A 19,414-nucleotide genomic window follows, 5' to 3' on the forward strand; every position below is an offset into this window, starting at 1 on the left:
GACACTAAAATAGGGCGATTGAAATCGCTCTTTTTTTTACTCGATTTTCAGCATAAAGTTTCTATAATGCGCAGGAGATTTTTATTGATAGATGAACGAACATGATTCGTTTGATGCAAATAGCAGATATAGATGCGGTCACCCAGATTGAGCAACAAGTGCAATCTCATCCTTGGACCAGAACCCAGTTCGAGGAAGCCGTTAGTGCTTATCAGAGCACTATTATTGAATATGCAGGTAAAGTGGTGGGCTTTTGTATTTTGCAACCGGTACTGGATGAAGCCAATTTATTACTCATGGCAATTGACCCAAGCCAGCAGAGTAAAGGTCTTGGTTTTCAGTTGCTAGAAGAATCTATCCAGTTACTGAAAAATAATCCGGTACAGATTTTCCTAGAAGTACGTGAATCAAATACAGCTGCAATTCGTCTTTATGAAAAGGCTGGTTTTCACCAGATTGACCTGCGCAAGAATTACTATCCAAACTCGGGCGGTGGTCGTGAACATGCCATCATTATGGTGAAGGCATGTACGGACGACTTTGCCAGTCTGTTTAAATAAATCAGATTAACACTCCTTTTAGTGACGACCATCTTACTTGATGATGGGATTATTCCATCCGGAGGGTAGGGTCGTCATCAAGGAGTTTCCCAAGTGTTCAATCTCCGCCGCATTGAGCGAGCGGTTTAACCGACGCCATTGGCCATCAATCAGCAATTCAAGCGGCAGGTATTGAGACTTGTAATTCATCTTGCTGGAATGCGGGACCCAGTAACCCAGGTAAATAAAAGGCAGCTCTAATTTCTGAGCATGTTCAATCTGTTTTAGAATTGCAAAAACACCGAGTGAACGTCGATTTTCATCCGGATCAAAGAAGGTATAAACCGCAGAAATTCCGTCATCGAGCAGATCACAGGTCGATACACTGATCAGCCGGTCATCTTTCCAGAGTTCCAGGAAAAAGCTATCGGTACAGCTTTGCAACAAAAACTTTTCAAACTGATCCCGGCTTGGTGGATACATATCACCATCGGCGTGGCGTTCATTGATATAGCGTTCATACAGCGCATAGTGGCTATCATTTGCCTGCTGCGGTGCAGTAATGCGTAGGCTTAAGTCCTGATTTCTTTTCCATGCCTTTTTTTGCGAACTGTTCATGCTGAATTCACGCACGGGTACACGAGAGGAGAGGCATTGACGGCACAGGTGACATTCAGGACGATACACAAAATCGCCACTACGGCGGAAACCGGTACGGGATAATTCAGAAAGTGTCACCACATCTATGCGATGTGAGGGATCGAGAAAAACCATACGTGCAGACTTGTTGGGCAGATAGCTGCAATCGTGTGGCGGGGTAATATAATACTGTAAATCGTTCAGCAGGGATTTTGGTTGATAGGAGTTCATGACAAATTCCCTCTGTTATTTTCATTCATTTAATCGCGCGTTTAACGCTATTGTTTTACTTGAAAATACACCCTCCTGATACTTTTGCCAATTGATAGGTGGGCGTTTTATCACATCCTGTAACGAATTAAGATACGCTTGGCGAGAAATTGTACTGGCACCCAGGCTCAGCAGGTGGTCATTGACCAACTGGCAGTCAATCCAGGGCAGCTGATTTTCCTGACCAATCAGCATTAAGGTATAAAAGGCCATTTTCGAGACATCGGTCTGGGTGCTGAACATGGATTCACCAAAACAGCCCTGTCCAATGGTGATGCCATATAATCCGCCCACCACTTGATCTTCATCCCAGACTTCAATGCTATAACCATAACCGGCGTCGAACATATCACAGTAACCCTGAATAATATCTTCGCTAATCCAGGTATCATCGGTATAAGCACGAGGTAGTGAACAGGAACGGATAACACGTTCAAAAGCATGATTCACAGTAATTTTATAATCATACTTTTTCATATTTCGAATCAGCGATTTACTCGGATGATAACCCTGTGGTCGGATAATGCAACGTGGTTCCGGGCTCCACCAGCAGATTGGATCACCTTCGGAAAACCATGGAAACAGGCCATGTGAATAGGCTTCGAGCAGGGTAGATGGAGTGAGATCGGCGCCAATACAAATCAGGCCTTCTCCTTCAAGATCCACTTCTACAGGATTGGGGAAAATGAACTGTGAAGGAGGAAGATGTTGCATGCTTGAACCTGGTTTTAGAATCATCAGTATTTATCATACATAAAAAAACCGCCCAACATGGACGGCTTTCTCATTTTTGCTGCTTAGTCTAACTTGCCCATCGCATCGAGATATTTTTCTGCATCCAGTGCGGCCATACAGCCCGAACCTGCAGATGTAATCGCCTGACGGTATACGCTATCCGCAATATCACCCGCAGCAAATACGCCAGGAATAGAAGTTTGCGTTGCATTGCCCGCAGTACCGCTTTGCACCTGGATATAACCATCACGAAGCTGTAATTGACCTTCAAACATGCTGCTGTTTGGCTTATGGCCAATTGCAACGAACATGCCTGAAACCTCAACTTCTTGAGTTGAATCATCTTGAGTTGATTTTAAACGTACAGAAGTTACACCTGCTTTGGCATCACCCAGAACTTCATCTACTTGATGATTCCAGATGATGCTGATTTTGCCTTCTTTCTCTTTTTCAAACAGATGGTCCTGAAGAATTTTTTCAGAACGCAGGCTGTCACGACGGTGTACTAAAGTTACGTGAGATGCGATATTTGACAGGTAAAGCGCTTCTTCTACCGCAGTATTGCCACCACCGACAACCATGACTTTCTGGTTTTTATAGAAGAAACCATCACAGGTCGCACATGCGCTCACGCCTTGACCCATAAATGCAGCTTCAGATTCAAGACCCAGGTATTGCGCAGTCGCACCGGTACAAATGATCAAGGCGTCACAAGTGAACTCCTCCATGTCACCTTTTAATACAAAAGGACGTACGTTCAGATCTACTTCATTGATGTGGTCATATACGATTTCAGTACCGAAACGTTCCGCATGCGCCTGCATACGTTCCATCAATACTGGACCAGTCAGGCCTTCAGGATCACCTGGCCAGTTGTCCACTTCAGTCGTCGTTGTCAGCTGACCACCAAGTTGCAGGCCTGCAATGAGTGTCGGTTTTAAGTTTGCACGCGCTGCATACACAGCGGCGCTATAGCCAGCAGGGCCGGAACCTAAAATAATCAGTCTTGAGTGACGTGCGCTCATCGGGCTATCCTTTTTGTATTTAGAAATTTATTGAATTATACGTGAAACTGTATAACAGTGGTGTGAGATTAAAGTCGATATTATTGATCATCCAAATCGATTTGAGCTATATAGAAGTGATAAAGAACAAGACCTATGTGCAGTTGCACAATACTGCATCTTTTTTCGTGTAACAGGTGCATAATAGGCATTTTATTGCGTCGTTTTTTTGAATCATAATAGCAAAAGAACATTCATGAAGAATTGGCTACAGGACAGTATATGACAACGGTGTCGAGTGCTTATGCACAGCGCTTAGTAATGACATTATTTTTGGTCTCATTTGGGATCTATCTGTTTCTTGCAACAGTGACCTATACGCCATTTGACCCGGGGTGGATGCACATTTCCAGTGACACCCAGACGGTTTCAAATGCCAGTGGGGTTGCAGGTGCATGGATTTCAGACTTACTGTTTGGTTTTCTGGGCTGGGCGAGCTTACTCATTCCATTATATCTGTTCGTAGAAGCGGTACAGGTCTGGTGGCCACACAGCTTCCTGAACCGGCCATTCCGTTATGCAGCACAATTCTTCCTTTTACTGACCACTTCTGCCTTACTGTTCCTGTTCTGGGAAGTTCCTGCTGATACACTGGATAATTCGTCGGGCGGCATTATCGGTTATGAATTAGGTCAGAGTCTTGAACAGCTATTGACGATATACGGTGCGGCAGTGTTTCTGGTAGGTTTATGGGTCATGCTGTTTACCTTGGCCTTTGGTGTGAAATGGAACAAAACCTGGAGCAGCCTGAAAGCAACGCCTGCATATTTACAGGATCTGTTTTATCGTAATGTCCCGGAAGGGGAGGGCGAATTTGATCGCTCTATGGCAGTTGCCAAGAAAGATATCGCCAGCAGCCCTGCTAAAAAGAGCATCTCAACGCCTGTGGTTCCTGTACCTGAGCATGAGCCTGTAGAAATAGATCCCGTAGTTCGTGACCATGTAGCCGAGCGCCTGTTTGATGACATTGCTGACCGTGAATTCAAGGCGCAACAGAAAAAACATATTGAACCTGAACTTAGTCCGGAAGATGAAGAATTTGAAAAAACGCTGGAAAAAGCGCATCACCTGATTCAGGATCCAGATCGTGTAATTACCACGGGCGAAGTTTGGCGTGCTTTGCATTCTGATGAGGATCAGCGCCATAAACAGGATATCGATGCTTTATTGAAAGCAGCGGAAGAACAACAACATCCCCCTGAATCCCCTACAACAGTTGCTCCAATTCAGGAAATCAAGGCACATCTCAAAACTGAAACACCTGTACCGTCTGTGACGACGAAAAAAGGTCTGGATTGGGATAATGATGAAATCTTTGATGAGCTATTGGCAGCTGTACCGCCGGGTAAAACTGCGACGGATGTGCATAGTCCATTTACTGCGCAAGCAGCTACTGAACAGCCAACCTTAAGAATTGTCGAAGACTTGCCCAAAGGTGCGGCAGCGACTGCAGCTGTGGCAACAGGCAGCAGTATTCCCCCTATTTCTACGCCCGCAATACGCAACATGGGGTTAGAAACTGATTTTGATGATCTGGATGATTTACTGGTCGAGGATATTGAGCCAGAAAAGCCAGCCCGTGCTTCCAGCTATGCGCAATCTTCCGCTTTTGTACAGGCACCGATTCAGCATCAAGGCATAGAAGTCTCTGCACCTGAAAGCAACTCGACTGCTCAGACAGCGCTTCAACAAAATACAAATCAGCACAATACCATTGATGCAGTCAAAGCGGCATTATCCAAAGAAGAATTTATTGAAGCATGGCATGAAACTGCGGGTGCTCCTCAAGAAGAAGATGAATTCGATTTTGATGCTCCACTGACTGACTCGATGGGCCGTCCATTGTCACGCGCCATGATGGTGGCTGAACGCCGTAAAGATCTTTCGCCATTACCAGGTCTGGAACTACTGGATGAAGTTGATCCGAACAAGAAAGTCAATTTCACCGAAGAGCAATTATCACGTCTGTCTGAATTGCTGGAAATCAAACTACAAGAATTTAACGTCAAGGCCAAAGTGGTTGAAGCGCAGCCTGGCCCAGTAGTCACTCGTTTTGAACTGGATCTGGCACCAGGTGTAAAAGCCTCTAAAGTGACTAATATTTCCCGCGACCTGGCGCGCTCCATGTCGATGGCTTCGGTGCGTGTGGTTGAAGTGATTCCAGGCAAGCCATATATCGGGATTGAAGTACCAAACAGTACCCGTGAAATGGTACGCCTGATCGAGCTGGTTAAAACACCGAAATTTGAAGATGCAAGTGCCATCCTGTCGATGGCGATGGGTAAAGATATTTCTGGCAATCCGGTGATTACTGAACTTGGCAAGGCACCGCATATGCTGGTTGCTGGTACAACCGGTTCTGGTAAGTCGGTCGCAGTAAACTCGATGATTTTGTCGATGCTACTCAAGTACACACCTGATCAATTACGTCTGATCCTGATTGACCCGAAACAGCTGGAACTCGCAAACTATAACGATATTCCACACCTGTTGACGCCTGTCGTCACGGACATGAAAGATGCAGTCAGTGCACTGAACTGGTGTGTCAATGAAATGGAACGTCGTTATAAGCTGATGTCCTTCCTGAAAATTCGTAAGCTAAGCGACTACAACCGTAAGGTTGAAGAAGCCATTGCCAATGGTGAAGATCTGTTTGATCCAACCTGGAAAGCCAGTGAATCGGTGGCAGGGGAACGTGCACCACGTTTGACACCATTACCATCGATTGTGATTGTCGCGGACGAGTTCGCAGATATGATCATGCAGGTCGGTAAAAAAGCGGAAGAAATGATTACCCGACTGGCACAGAAATCTCGTGCTGCGGGGATTCACCTGTTACTGGCAACTCAACGCCCATCGGTGGATGTGATTACCGGTCTGATCAAAGCCAACATCCCAACACGTGTAGCACTGCGTGTAAACTCGAAAATTGATTCGCGTACCATTCTGGATGCAGGAGGTGCAGAAGACCTGCTTGGTCATGGTGACATGCTGTTTCTGGGGCCAGGTAAGATTGAGCCTGAGCGTGTGCATGGTGCCTTTATTGCCGATGATGAAGTTAACCGTATTTGTGATGCTTGGCGTGAGCGTGGTGCCCCGAACTATGTTGATGAAATTCTAACTCCATTTGATGAAGAACCAACAAGTCGTGGCTTTGAAGATGGTGGCGATGGTGCTTCTGACCGTGATCCACTGTATGACCAATGTGTGTCTTTCGTACTGGAAACTCGTAAGGCATCTACATCATCGCTACAGCGTAAGTTTAGCCTCGGTTATAACCGTGCTGCCCGAATCATCGACCAGATGGAAGAAAACGGTGTGGTGAGCGCGATGGGCGCGAATGGTAAGCGTGAGATTCTGATCTAATTCAGCATCTCCACCGATAAAAAAGCCTGCATGAAGCAGGCTTTTTTATTGCATCAGCAAAGTCTTAAGCGAACTTGGCCAATACTTCAAGGAACTCAGCACTGTGACGCGGGAATTTCGCGATCACGTCATGAATGCGTTCACCTTCAGGGTTAGTAGCATTGATATCACGACCTTCTGCAACGAATTGAGTCAACAGGCGCTCATAGTCAAAAGGACGCATGTGTTTATAAGCATGATAAAGCACATGAAAGTCTGCGTTTACGCCTGCAGGAGGTAATTGAGTGAGATAGGCAAATACACGCTCATCTGACCATTCTTCGTTAAACGTTGCCGGTTGAGACAATGCCATCACAAGCTCCTTGATATAATTTTCGACATGAAAAAGGCAAAATTTGAGTACGCAAGTGACAAAGTATTTTTCATTTTCTCTGTCTACCTTGAAGCTAAACTTCGGATCTTGTGGTTAGGTAAAGTAAACTTTGTATCACCAGTCCACTCGAAGCCTAGCTTCTCGTCTTACGCTTCAACAAAGCAGTAATTTACTTTCAGTCCACTCGAAGCAAAGCTTCTCGTCTTGCGACTGAACAAAGCAGTGCTTTGTTCAGTCTCATATTTTGCCTTGAATCAATTTAATTGACTAATCAAAAATCAAATTATCGTTCTTCAGGTAAATTGATATTCATTTCAAGCATTTCAATATTCGCTTCAGAACGGACCTGCATTTGAATATGCTGTTCATCTACACCGCGAACATAACGATTGACCACCTGCATGATTTCTTTCTTCATCATGTCAATCTTGTCCTGGCTTAAACGACGTCCCAGACCCTGTTCAGATGCAACAATTACCTTTAAACGGTCTTTCGCGGTTTGCGCGCTTGTTGGTTTTTCCTCACTGCTAAAAAGCTTACTCCAGAATCCAGCCATGCTTATGCTCCAAATAATCGAGCTAACCAGCCCTTTGGTTTCACTTCAATATGACGGTAAGGACGCTCTTCACCCAGGAAGCGCGCAACCAGGTCATCATAAGCCTGACCTGCAGCAGAAGCAGTAAAGTTAATAACTGGCTTGCCTTCGTTCGATGCTTGTAGGACACTTGGACACTCAGGAATTACACCCAGAGTCGGCACACGTAAAATATCTTTAGAAATGTCATCAATGGTCAACATTTCCTGTTTATCCGCACGTTCAGGATTGAAACGTGTGATACACAGATGTTTACGGATGCGGCCTTCATTTTGTTCTACTTTTTTAGTCTTGCTGTCGAGCATACCAATGATACGGTCAGAGTCACGTACTGAAGAAATTTCAGGGTTAGTGACAATGATGGCTTCATCAGCATGGTACATGGCCATGATGGCACCACGTTCGATCCCCGCAGGTGAGTCACAAATAATGTAGTCAAATTCCTGCGACAGTTCATCCATTACACGTGCAACACCTTCATCAGTGAGGGCATCTTTATCACGTGTTTGAGACGCTGGCAGAATATATAAGTTCTCAATATCCTTATCGCGAATAAGCGCTTGTTGTAATCGCGCTTCGTTATTTAAAACATTCACAAAATCATAAACAACGCGGCGTTCACAACCCATGATCAAGTCAAGGTTACGTAAACCCACATCAAAGTCGATAACAACAGTTTTGTGGCCACGTAGGGCTAAACCTGTTGCAAAAGATGCACTTGTTGTAGTTTTACCTACACCACCTTTGCCTGACGTTACGACAACAATTTTCGCCACCGAATCCACTCCTGTTATGGTTTAAATTCCCTATTTAACATAGGGTTTTGGTGTTTATTTATACATTAAAATTCTAGAGCTTCAAATACAAGCTCTAGTTGATCATTCAAGTAAATATGCACAGGCTTTTTCACCACATGCGGTGGAATATCGTCTGCAACACAATAGGTACCTGCAATCGAAATCAGTTCTGCTTCCAGTGCATGACAGAAAATGCGTGCTGCAGTATTGCCGCCTGCACCGGCAATCACACGACCACGGGCACTGCCATAAACATGAATATTGCCAGAGGCAATCACTTCTGAACCGCTGTTAATGCCAGCACTGATAATAATGTCGCCATGATGCTGCACAATGCACTGGCCAGTACGCAGGATTTCATCATGGTAAGAAGTCACATGAGCAATGACAGGTGCTGCCTTAACTTCTTCTGTTCCAGCATCTGACTTAACAACTTCCGGTTTGACTTCAATGACCTGTTCTTTGGTTGCCTTGATTTCCTGTAGCTGACGGTCAGGTGGCAATACCGGGAACTGGATTGCACGTGCCTGATCTGCAAGCAGGCCTTCAGTCACCGCCATCGGTTGTACATCCATGCTGATCAACAGCTGGATAAGCGCGATAAGTTCCTGCTCGACAGTACTTTCAATCACCACCAGGGTGCCCGGTGGAAAAGCAGCTTGTAATTTTGGTGCTAATTGCTGGCGGATCGCATCATGGTCATTTGTTTCAAGGGTAATGCGAATCGCATTGACCATTCTGCCCTTAATCCGTATATCAGCCATAGTTCTTCCTTAATACTTCTGACTTGTAAATTTTATGTCGAAGTAATGTTGTAAATAGTGCAAATCCTAGAACAAATTTCGTTAATTCTCTAGCGATCCAGGTTATTTTTTTATGCGATCAGATGCCATAAAAAAGCATAGCATTATTCATGCTGAATTAGAGGTATGTTGAACGCTGATTTTGCTCATTTTCTTCCAGAATCTGCTGCCACTGTTTAATTTTGACCTGTTTGCGGATCGCTTCAAGTGTTTCAAAAACAGCCGACTCCACCAGTTTGTCAATGTTTGGATTTTGTTCAATCTGGATCTGACTGATCTTTTCAGAAATCATGGCAAAAGTTGGATTATCTTTACTGTAATCAGTATGCGTAAACGGATCGATCAATCCTTGGGTAATATTTTCTCCCAGACGTTGTCCGATACTCTGAATCTGCTGTTCCATGCGACTGCCTACAATTGGGATTAGGCGTAACAGCCGGGTCAGCTCTGGCGTATCTTCAATGGCTTTATTCACCACTTGGCCGACGTTTTTGGAAATCATATAACGCTGTGCCTGTAATTCCTTGCCTAGGGTTTCTTGCAGGATATCTGCCAAGGCAATGGCAAATAATTGACGGTGATGCTCGACCAGGTCATCAATTAGTTGACGGTGCGTGGTACTGGTGGTTAGCTCGCGTTTAATTCCGTCCAGTACGGTAACTACAATACGGCTGGTCAATTCTTCCATAACCAGGTTGTAATAGAAGTTGCCACGCTTATACCAGCGAGATGGAATCACCTTGAAACCATGGCTATGCAGGTTGTAGCCGATAGCCACTGCGCGGAGCAGACGCAGGAAACGCAGTTGCGGCACGATCGCGAGAATTTCATACCAGTGAATAAACGGAAAGAACCACCAGCGGGCATGATGACGCAAGACTATGGCAATTAGCCAGCGCACCAATAACTCCCCAATCAGGAAAGTCGTAAACCAGCCTTCAGTAATGATCACCCAGGGACGCAGTTCAGCCTTATAAAATTGCAGGATTTCAGGCAGACGTATGAAATCGAATAACCATTGTCCGAAGTCGCTCATTAAAATGGCATTGGCACTTAGGCAGAACAGGTTGATGACGATTAACACCATCATAAAGATGTCATAGGCCAAGGCGACCTTCCAGCCCCAGGTGCCTTCACGGAAAAACTTAAAGGCGCTGGAGCTGGTTTTCGGGGGAGTTGGTTTCATAGTCTCTCAGATCAGTGCATTAGGCTGCTTGAGCCAGATCCTGCTTCATTTTTTCAATCAACTGATCTTTCTCAGTCCAAATTTGATGAACCCATTGCTGGAAACGCTCGCGGTATTCAGCATCTTCTTCATAATTACCGCCCAGTACCCAGTCCGGAATATCAATCTTTCTTAAATCTACCGCAATACGGGGTACTTCGCCTAGCCAGAATTCACCATAACCTGGTATGCCGTCCGGATAAACGATAGTCATGTCCACAAAGGCATCAATACGGTCACCCAGAATATTCAGCGCCAGGGCCAGACCGCCGGCCTTCGGTTTGAGCAAATGTTTAAAGGGAGACTGTTGCTGGTCATGTTTCTCTTGGGTAAAACGCGTACCTTCCAGATAGTTGAGCAGGGTAAATGGCTGACTCAGCAATTGCTGGCAGGATTTACGTGCTTCATCCATATCGCGATCTTTGAGTACCGGATTTTTAGCAATCTGTTCCTTGGTGTGACGCTTCATCATCGGAAAACCAAGAATCTTAAATGCCTGTCCGACGAATGGAATAAAGATCAGTTCCCATTTGGTAAAGAAACGAGTCAATGGCATACGGGTTAAGCCGAAGTATTGATTGACTGTAGTATCGACCCAGCTCTGATGATTACAGCTCATCAGGTAGCGGCCCTGCATATTCAGATCCAGAGATTCATCAATGGTAATGGTCCATTGGGTATTTTTAAGGACATTCTCGATCAGCCAGTTGTTTACGCCAAGCCAGCTGTTGGTAATCTTGATATTGGTTTCATCAATTTTGGATGACTTTTTGACTAGTTTGGTCAGACCGAGGGCCAGTACTGGCGGTCCATGGAAAAAGGTACTTCCCGTCATTACTGAAGTCACAGTCAGGCCACGTGCAATTTTTTTTAATATAGGCTGTTTTTTACTTTCCGACGACATATAACCCTGTCCTAAGCTGAAAATCGACTAAATTTTTTCATATTATTAACAATATACGTTTTCAATCTGAAATAGAAAAGTACCGAATGAGAACAATGGAGAAAATGTGATGAAGTTAACCGTTTTGGTTACACATAAACATTACAAATAGTTACGAAAAGATTTATTATTAACAAATCAGATATAGTTATTGATTGAATTATTGACCATTATTCTTCAAATACAACAAAACAAGTTAAGGAGGCATGCGATGCGTGCAATGTTAGTTACAGCAGCAGTAGCAGGGGCGGTAGCACTTACAGGTTGTCAAACTACTGGTAATAACCTCGGTGGTGTTGAGTATGACAAAACAGCTTTGGGCACAGTAATTGGTGCTGCGGCAGGTTATGGTATTTCTAAAGGCAATGCAAACACTAGCCGTCAAAACAACCGTGCAGCGGCAATCGGTGCAGTACTTGGTGGTGCAGCGGGTGTTTACCTGGACGATAAAGAGAAAAAATTACGTCAAGCGACTGCGGGTACTGGTGTAGATGTAAACCGTAATCCAGACGGTTCAATCAACTTGGTAATGCCAGGTGCGATTACATTTGATACCAACAAGTCAAATATCAAACCAAACTTCTATGCAACATTGAACAAAGTTGCCCAAGTTCTAACTGAAGATAACAAGAGCGGTATTCTTGTGACTGGTTATACAGACAGCACTGGTAACGATTCAATTAACTTGCCATTGTCTCAAGCACGTGCGAACTCTGTAGCAAACTACTTGGCAGGCCAAGGCATTGCACGTACACGTATTAATGCTCAAGGTTTAGGTTCAGCGAACCCAATCGCAGACAACACAACTGCAGCGGGTAAAGAACAAAACCGTCGTGTTGAAATCGCGGTATATGCTGTTCAGTAAGATCTGAATTGCAGAAAAGACCACCTTCGGGTGGTTTTTTTATGTCTGAAGTATGACGCAGGAAAATGAATTTTCAATTAGGCAACTGAGCTTGAGCCGACTATAATCGGAGCCGAATCTAGAAGAGGAAGCACTATGTCACTCGCCAGTCAGTTAAATGACAAGCAACTTGAAGCCATGAAATATACTCAAGGACCCTTGTTAGTGCTTGCCGGTGCGGGTTCAGGTAAGACTTCAGTAATCACAAGAAAAATCGCCTACTTGGTCAAGCATTGCGGCATTCCGGCACATCGTATTACGGCCATGACCTTTACCAACAAAGCCGCACGTGAAATGAAAGAGCGAGTAAGTAAGTTACTCACACGTGAAGAAGGCAAAGGCTTATCAGTATCGACGTTCCATACCTTTGGTCTGAATCTATTACGTTTAGAGCTAAAACATACACCGCTGAAAAATAATTTCTCGATTCTGGATGCGGATGACTGTAAACGTATTCTGATGGACCTGATGCATCGCGATAACTTGTCCGGGGCAGAAAGCAAGGAATTGATCGCAAAAGCAATGAAGATGATTTCCGACTGGAAAAACGATCTGATTCCACCCGAGCAGGCTCATACCACGTGTGAAACTCAGGAAGATGTCCAGTTTGCACATTTGTATCAATTGTATGAACGTAACTTGCGTGCCTATAACGCCGTTGACTTCGATGACCTGATTGTGATGCCAACGCGTTTGTTACAGGAAAACGCTGAAGTGCGTGACAAATGGCAGAACCGTGTGCGTTATTTGTTGGTGGATGAATATCAGGATACCAACACCGCCCAGTATATTCTGGTGAAGTTACTGGTCGGCGTAATGGGCCAGTTTACTGCAGTAGGTGATGATGACCAGTCAATCTATGCCTGGCGTGGGGCTAAACCGGAAAACATGGCGTTGTTACAGCAGGACTTCCCGAATCTGAAAGTTATCAAGCTAGAGCAGAACTACCGTTCGACCAGCCGTATTTTGAAAGCGGCGAATACCGTTATTGGCAACAACCCGCATATCTTCGATAAAAAACTCTGGTCAGACAAAGGCCATGGTGAAGTGATCCGTGTCATCACTTGCCGTAATGATGATGATGAAGCCGAACGCGTAGTCAAAGATCTCATCACGCACAAGTTGATGAATGGTAAAAACTGGAAAGACTACGCAATTTTGTACCGTGGGAATTTCCAGGCACGTATTCTGGAAACCCAACTGCGTCAGATGCAGATTCCTTACAAGCTCTCTGGTGGTCAGTCTTTCTTCGCGCGCGCCGAAATCAAAGATGTCATGAGTTACCTGCGTCTGATCATTAATCCAGAAGATGACAGTGCCTTCCTGCGTATTATCAATACACCGAAACGTGCCATCGGTCCGGTGACACTGGAAAAATTGGGTCTGTTTGCGCAAGAAAATAATTTGTCGCTTTTGGCCGCGGCAGCTGACCAGCGTCTGACCATGGCAATGCCAAAGAAAGCCACCACTCAGCTGGCTGAGTTTGCTGACTTCATCAATAACTTTACCCGCAATCTGCTGGATGATGATGAGCCAGTACCGATTATCCGCCAGATGATGGTAGAAGCCGGCTATATCGACTACATCAAGGAATCAGCGGCAACTCCGGCACAGGAAAAAACCAAGCTCGACAATATTGAAGTGCTGTATAGCAGTATTCAGAGCCTGATTAACCGTGCTGAAGATGTGGATGAAAAGAATATCGAAAGCGTGATCCGTAAGATGGTGCTGCTGGATATGCTGGAACAGCAGCAGGAAGCAGAAGATACCGATAAGGTGAATCTGTTGACGCTACATGCATCTAAAGGTCTGGAATTCCCTTATGTTTATCTGATTGGTCTGGAAGAAGAGATTCTGCCACACAAAAACTCGATCGCGGCAGAAACGGTTGAGGAAGAACGTCGTCTGATGTATGTGGGCATTACCCGTGCGCGTCAGGGCTTGACGATTACCTTGGCTGAGCAGCGTAAGGCTGGTGGTCAGATGAAGCAGATGACGCCAAGCCGCTTCCTGGATGAATTGCCAGAAGATGAACTGGAATGGTTAGGCCGTAAGAAAAAGCTGGCTGGCAATATTGATCCGAAACAGCAGGCACAGCATTATCTAGATAATTTACGTGCCCTGATTAAGCGTTAAAATTTAAGTAATTAATCTATTGATATTTTTCTACAGGAATAAAATGATGAAAGTACAGGTGAAAGTCCTTGATGCACGCCTTGGCAATGAATGGCCAATGCCAAATTATGCAACTACAGGTTCTGCAGGACTCGACCTTCGTGCATGTGTAAACGAAACTACAGTAATTGAATCAGGTCAAACAGTGCTCGTGAAAACTGGTCTGGCTATTTATATTGAAGATCCTGCATTTGCGGGCCTGATCCTGCCACGTTCTGGTCTGGGTCATAAACATGGCATCGTATTGGGTAATCTGGTAGGTTTGATCGATTCAGATTACCAAGGTGAACTCATGGTTTCGGTATGGAATCGTAGCCAGACTGCATTTAGCCTGGAACCAGGTGAGCGTCTGGCGCAGTATGTCCTCGTCCCAGTGGTGCAAGCACAATTCGATATTGTGAATGAATTCGAAGCCACTGAGCGTGGTGCAGGTGGCTTCGGTCATACTGGCAAGAACTAATTCAAAAAGCCTACATTCAATAAAATGTGGGCTTTTTTAATGGTTGATAGAATAATATTTATCCCATTTTTTAGCTGGCATTTATCCATTCGTTATATTTTTTAAATTGATTATTTATCTGAAATCAGCTAAAAGTACAGGGTCCTAGAACAAAAACTAAAGTTTCACATCATGGTGATGACACCTGATTTCTGAACTTATATTCTCCTATTTAGCAGTGAAATTACGATCTATGGGATTTATGCATCATCCATTCCCCATGCAAATCTTTCGTGCTTATGACATTCGCGGTAAGGTCAGTTTACTCAATGTCAGCATGGTAAATGCTATTGCACATGGCCTGGCCCAGCAGTATCAGTCTGCGGGACAGACACGTGTCGCGATTGGTTATGATGCAAGGCTATCCAGTCCGACCTATGCCCATATTATCCAGCGCACCTTAAGCCTGTATGCGATTGAGGCGCACATTATTGGCTGCTGTTCTAGTCCGATGCTGTATTACACGTCACGTGAATTTGATGGCAACGGTATCATGATTACTGCAAGCCATAATCCACGAGAAGATAATGGCATCAAGTGGTTGATTAACAATCAGCCCCCATGTCCTGAAATGATTCAGGCGGTAGGGCAGGAAGCTCAAAAATATTATTCAGATGAGCTGCAACAGGTAGACTGGATTGAACATGAGATTATTCCAGAATATTGTCTCAAATATCAGCAGTCTATTCTCAATGATATTCAATTGAAACGTCGTTATCGGGTCGTACTGGATGGGTTGAATGGTTCAGCGGGGCGTTGTGCGGCTCTGGTATTGAACAAGCTTGGTTGTGATCTGACGACAATAAGAACTGAAGCGAACGGTCATTTTCCCGATCATGCGCCGGATCCCTCACAGGAAGCTCATTTACAGCTGTTAAAAGCAAAAGTTTTAGAAACGAGAGCCGATCTCGGAGTTGCCTTGGATGGGGATGGTGATCGACTGGTACTCATCGATGCAGATGGACTGATTATTACGGCTGATCAGCTGTTGTGTCTATGTGCGGAAATTTGTCTGAAAGATACGGTTGATAAAGAATTTGTCTTTGATGTGAAATGTTCTACCCTGGTTCGTAATACGGTGCAAGCGCTGGGTGCTACGCCGGTCATGATCCGCACAGGAAGTTCTTTCCTGCGGAAGTATCTGGCGAATTCTCAAGGACAGGCGATTTTCGGTGGTGAATATGCCGGACATTATGTCTTCAATGATGGCCGTGGCGGCGGTTATGATGATGGTGTTTATGTGGCACTCAGAGTCATGGAGTATCTGGATCGAACTGGACAGACACTGGCAGAAGCACTGGCACGTTATCCAAAACGTACGGGCACTGAAGACCTCTATATTTCGACGCATCAGATTAAGCCACTAGAATTACTTGACTTTGTTGAAGCACAATCACGTAAATTAAACGCGCAAATCAGTAAAATTGACGGTATACGTCTTGATTTTGATGATGGTTTTGGCATCATTCGAGCATCCAATACAGGTGAATACTTCACAGTGCGTTTTGATGCGGAAAATCAGAGCCGCCTGAATGAAATTCGTTACCTGTTCGTTTCGATGTTACGTGACCGCTATCCAGCGATCGCCCAAGACATTTTAGATGCTCAATAAGGAGAGGCGAATGCCAAATCAACAGACAGGCATCGACAAAGCACAAATTCTGACTGAAGCTTTGCCGTATATTCAACGCTTTGCGGGTAAAACCCTAGTGGTGAAATATGGCGGTAACGCAATGACCGATCCTGAGCTGGAAAGTTCATTTGCTCGTGACATCGTGTTGCTGAAAACTGTAGGTCTGAATCCGATCGTAGTACATGGTGGCGGTCCTCAAGTCGATTCTATGCTGAAACAGCTGGGCCGTGAATCCGAACGTATTGATGGCATGCGTGTTACTGATCCTGCAACCATGGAAATCGTTGAAATGGTGCTTGGTGGGAGCGTAAACAAATCGATCGTTAATCTGATCAACAAACACGGTGGACGTGCCATTGGTTTGACCGGTAAAGATGGTAACCTGATCCGTGCACAAAAACTGCTGATGGAAAAAACAGCAGAAGATGGCTCAATCCAGAAAATTGATTTGGGTCTGGTGGGTGAAGTGGTTGGTGTCAAAACTGATGTACTGGAAATGTTTACCAATAGCGATTTTATCCCTGTGATTGCACCGCTGGGTGTAGATGAGGAAGGTAATACTTACAATATCAATGCCGATCTGGTTGCGGGTAAAGTGGCTGAAGCCTTGGGTGCAGAAAAACTGATTCTGCTGACCAATATTAGCGGTGTGCTAGACGAAAATAAAAATCTGCTGACTGGCCTGACCACTCAGGAAGTTGATCGCCTGATTGAAACAGGTGTGATCTATGGCGGAATGATTCCGAAAGTGGGTTGTGCACTCGATGCCGTGAAAGGTGGTGTCATCAGTGCGCATATTGTGGATGGCCGTGTACCGCATGCCAGCCTGCTGGAAATTTTCACTGATCATGGTGTTGGTACCCTTATTACCAACCGTGTAAAGTCAGCCCATCATTAATTTAAATGATTCAATGATAAAAAAGAGTCTCAATCGGGACTCTTTTTTATGTCTTTTATTTTTAGCTCTTGTCTTCTGAAATCATCATAATTTTTCTTTAGCAGAACCCTGTTATCTTGAAAAAAACAACTTGAACCAGATTTATCTCTTTTTTAAAATAAAGCATAAAAAAACATTCTTTAGCATTTTTAGCGCATAAGATTGCATGGATCAAGATTTGAAAAGCCCCAGGGACTCATGCACAATAACTGCATAAATACTCCGATACCTGAATGAAGATTATGTGCCAGCTGCTTGGAATGAATTGTGCGACACCGACAGATATTACCTTTTCATTTCGAGGCTTTTCACAGCGCGCAGGGATTACTTCAGATCATGCCGATGGTTTTGGAATTGCTTTCTTTGAAGATAAAGCTTGTCGCCTGTTTGTCGACAACCAGTCTGCGGTTGAATCACCGATTGCCGAGCTGATCCGCAATTACCCAATCAAATCACGTAATGTGATCGCACATATCCGTAAGGCGACTCAGGGTAAAATCAATCTGGAAAATTCGCATCCTTTTAGTCGCGAGTTGTGGGGACGTCAGTGGATCTTTGCGCATAATGGTGACCTGCATAATTTTTTTCCAGAGCTCTCAGGCCGTTTTACGCCAGTCGGTAATACCGACAGTGAACGTGCTTTCTGTTATCTGCTTGATCAGTTAGTAAAGCGCTTTGGTTATCATGAGCCAAAACAGGATCAGATCTTTGATCTGCTGACCGAGATTTCGCCATCCATCGCCGAGCATGGTACTTTTAATTTTTGTTTGTCCAATGGTCAGGCGCTGTTCACCTATGCCATTACCAAGCTACATTGGCTGGTGCGTGAATATCCGTTTAAGCCTGCACAGCTCGTTGATATTGAGGTAGAAGTCGATTTTAGCCAAGTGACCACTCCCGAGGACCGTGTCGCTGTGATTACCACGGAACCATTGACACAGAATGAGGAATGGACGGCTTTCCAACCCGGCGAAATGATTCTGTTCCAGCATGGAGCAAAAGTACGTTCTCAACTGACCCACGTAGAACGTCTAAAACGTGAGCAACTGGACCCTTCGCTCAAACGGGTGACACGTGCAGATCAGTACTGATCTCGAAGCTAATAAAGACAGTGAAAAATACTGTCTTTTTTGTTTAATATTCATGTAAAAATCAAAGATTAATAAGAGCTTATAGCTCTTATTGGTTAATTAATATCTGATCTTTTTGCTCAGAATAAATTAATTTTAATTATATATAACAAGTACTTAAATATAAAAATACAATTTCACCACTAAAGCCGACTAATTCACTTCATTTTTATTTAAATCAATACTCTATATGCTTCAAGTTATGTGATAAATCCTCAATATTTATAGGTGGTCGTAATGAAAATGAAATGGGTTCCAGAATACAATACTGGTATCGATGTGATTGACGATCAGCATAAACGAATTCTCGATTACATTAATGAAATCGACGAAATTGATGTCAATACCAATCGTGCGCGTGTTAAGCAAATTCTAGAAAATATTATCGATTACACACAATCGCATTTCACTTTTGAAGAATCACTTCAAGAAGAGGCGGGTTATAAATATCGTGTACCACATAAACGTGTGCATGATCTGTTCATTAAGAAAATTGAGTCGTATCGTGACCGTTTTGAAATGGGACATTCGATTGAAGCTGAATTGCATGAAGTATTATCTAAATGGCTGATCAACCATATTCAGCATGATGATGCGGATTATGTGGGTGCGGTGAAAGAAAACATGATCGGCCTGATCAAAGAAAAAGAAAAGAAAAAGGGTAAAAACTGGTTCGCTCGTTTCTTCTCATAAAGCAATTTTTCCCTATAACAAAAATTAAAGTCTAATGATCATTTTGCGCAGCAAATCATCTTCGGGTGGTTTGCTTTTTGTTTTTGATTTTCAC

18 protein-coding genes are annotated in these 19,414 nt (G+C 44.2%); 9 read left to right on the forward strand and 9 right to left on the reverse strand.

Annotated elements, in window-relative coordinates:
• Positions 1 to 101: 101 nt before the first annotated feature.
• Positions 102 to 560 (forward strand): ribosomal protein S18-alanine N-acetyltransferase, encoded by a 459-nt coding sequence (gene rimI / locus F955_RS07940; RefSeq protein ID WP_004893312.1) that lies wholly within the window; start codon positions 102 to 104, stop codon positions 558 to 560.
• Positions 561 to 593: 33 nt separating this feature from the next.
• Here rimI and F955_RS07945 read toward each other — a convergent pair whose 3' ends face one another.
• From F955_RS07945 to trxB, 3 genes are all read right to left on the reverse strand, one after another.
• Positions 594 to 1,409 carry an arginyltransferase gene (locus F955_RS07945; protein ID WP_004893313.1) on the reverse strand — a complete coding sequence of 272 codons (816 nt, stop codon included), beginning with the start codon at positions 1,407 to 1,409 and terminating at the stop codon, positions 594 to 596.
• 21 nt (positions 1,410 to 1,430) lie between these two features.
• Positions 1,431 to 2,162, reverse strand: coding sequence for a leucyl/phenylalanyl-tRNA--protein transferase (gene aat / locus F955_RS07950; RefSeq protein WP_004893315.1), 732 nt, complete (start codon positions 2,160 to 2,162; stop codon positions 1,431 to 1,433).
• Positions 2,163 to 2,245: 83 nt separating this feature from the next.
• The gene (gene trxB / locus F955_RS07955) at positions 2,246 to 3,208 is read right to left on the reverse strand and encodes a thioredoxin-disulfide reductase (protein ID WP_004811157.1); all 963 of its coding nucleotides are present in this window, start codon (positions 3,206 to 3,208) and stop codon (positions 2,246 to 2,248) included.
• Positions 3,209 to 3,469: 261 nt separating this feature from the next.
• Here trxB and F955_RS07960 point away from each other — a divergent pair, with 261 nt between their 5' ends.
• Positions 3,470 to 6,613, forward strand: a complete 3,144-nt coding sequence (locus F955_RS07960) for a DNA translocase FtsK (RefSeq protein WP_004893316.1) — start codon at positions 3,470 to 3,472, stop codon at positions 6,611 to 6,613.
• 64 nt (positions 6,614 to 6,677) lie between these two features.
• Here F955_RS07960 and F955_RS07965 read toward each other — a convergent pair whose 3' ends face one another.
• The 6 genes from F955_RS07965 to F955_RS07990 all read right to left on the reverse strand — a co-directional run bounded on the left by F955_RS07965 (position 6,678) and on the right by F955_RS07990 (position 11,310).
• Positions 6,678 to 6,965 carry a PA4642 family protein gene (locus tag F955_RS07965; RefSeq protein ID WP_004893317.1) on the reverse strand — a complete coding sequence of 96 codons (288 nt, stop codon included), beginning with the start codon at positions 6,963 to 6,965 and terminating at the stop codon, positions 6,678 to 6,680.
• Positions 6,966 to 7,269: 304 nt separating this feature from the next.
• The gene (gene minE, locus F955_RS07970) at positions 7,270 to 7,542 is read right to left on the reverse strand and encodes a cell division topological specificity factor MinE (protein ID WP_004811152.1); all 273 of its coding nucleotides are present in this window, start codon (positions 7,540 to 7,542) and stop codon (positions 7,270 to 7,272) included.
• 2 nt (positions 7,543 to 7,544) lie between these two features.
• Complete coding sequence (minD, locus tag F955_RS07975; RefSeq protein ID WP_004811150.1) at positions 7,545 to 8,357, reverse strand: septum site-determining protein MinD; 813 nt, start codon at positions 8,355 to 8,357, stop codon at positions 7,545 to 7,547.
• A 65-nt stretch (positions 8,358 to 8,422) separates the two neighbouring features.
• Positions 8,423 to 9,142 (reverse strand): septum site-determining protein MinC, encoded by a 720-nt coding sequence (minC, locus tag F955_RS07980; RefSeq protein WP_004893319.1) that lies wholly within the window; start codon positions 9,140 to 9,142, stop codon positions 8,423 to 8,425.
• A gap of 157 nt (positions 9,143 to 9,299) precedes the next feature.
• Positions 9,300 to 10,367, reverse strand: coding sequence for a hypothetical protein (locus F955_RS07985; protein WP_004893321.1), 1,068 nt, complete (start codon positions 10,365 to 10,367; stop codon positions 9,300 to 9,302).
• Between the two features lie 19 nt (positions 10,368 to 10,386).
• Positions 10,387 to 11,310, reverse strand: a complete 924-nt coding sequence (locus F955_RS07990; protein WP_004893322.1) for an acyltransferase — start codon at positions 11,308 to 11,310, stop codon at positions 10,387 to 10,389.
• A 250-nt stretch (positions 11,311 to 11,560) separates the two neighbouring features.
• Here F955_RS07990 and F955_RS07995 point away from each other — a divergent pair, with 250 nt between their 5' ends.
• The 7 genes from F955_RS07995 to F955_RS08025 all read left to right on the forward strand — a co-directional run bounded on the left by F955_RS07995 (position 11,561) and on the right by F955_RS08025 (position 19,320).
• Entirely contained in the window at positions 11,561 to 12,214 is a 654-nt protein-coding gene (locus F955_RS07995) for a YiaD family glycine zipper/OmpA-like lipoprotein (RefSeq protein ID WP_004893323.1), read from the forward strand.
• Positions 12,215 to 12,349: 135 nt separating this feature from the next.
• Entirely contained in the window at positions 12,350 to 14,389 is a 2,040-nt protein-coding gene (locus F955_RS08000; RefSeq protein ID WP_004893324.1) for a UvrD-helicase domain-containing protein, read from the forward strand.
• A 46-nt stretch (positions 14,390 to 14,435) separates the two neighbouring features.
• A complete protein-coding gene (gene dut / locus F955_RS08005) occupies positions 14,436 to 14,888 on the forward strand; it encodes a dUTP diphosphatase (RefSeq protein WP_017401315.1) in 453 nt (150 codons plus the stop codon).
• A 232-nt stretch (positions 14,889 to 15,120) separates the two neighbouring features.
• Positions 15,121 to 16,539 carry a phosphomannomutase/phosphoglucomutase gene (locus tag F955_RS08010; RefSeq protein ID WP_004893326.1) on the forward strand — a complete coding sequence of 473 codons (1,419 nt, stop codon included), beginning with the start codon at positions 15,121 to 15,123 and terminating at the stop codon, positions 16,537 to 16,539.
• A 10-nt stretch (positions 16,540 to 16,549) separates the two neighbouring features.
• Positions 16,550 to 17,458 carry an acetylglutamate kinase gene (gene argB, locus F955_RS08015; protein WP_004893327.1) on the forward strand — a complete coding sequence of 303 codons (909 nt, stop codon included), beginning with the start codon at positions 16,550 to 16,552 and terminating at the stop codon, positions 17,456 to 17,458.
• Positions 17,459 to 17,739: 281 nt separating this feature from the next.
• Positions 17,740 to 18,588, forward strand: a complete 849-nt coding sequence (locus F955_RS08020) for a class II glutamine amidotransferase (RefSeq protein WP_017401317.1) — start codon at positions 17,740 to 17,742, stop codon at positions 18,586 to 18,588.
• 276 nt (positions 18,589 to 18,864) lie between these two features.
• Entirely contained in the window at positions 18,865 to 19,320 is a 456-nt protein-coding gene (locus F955_RS08025; protein WP_004893331.1) for a bacteriohemerythrin, read from the forward strand.
• Positions 19,321 to 19,414: the final 94 nt, after the last annotated feature.

The sequence above is a fragment of the Acinetobacter schindleri CIP 107287 genome (assembly GCF_000368625.1).
In the GTDB taxonomy this organism is placed as follows: Bacteria; Pseudomonadota; Gammaproteobacteria; order Pseudomonadales; family Moraxellaceae; genus Acinetobacter; species Acinetobacter schindleri.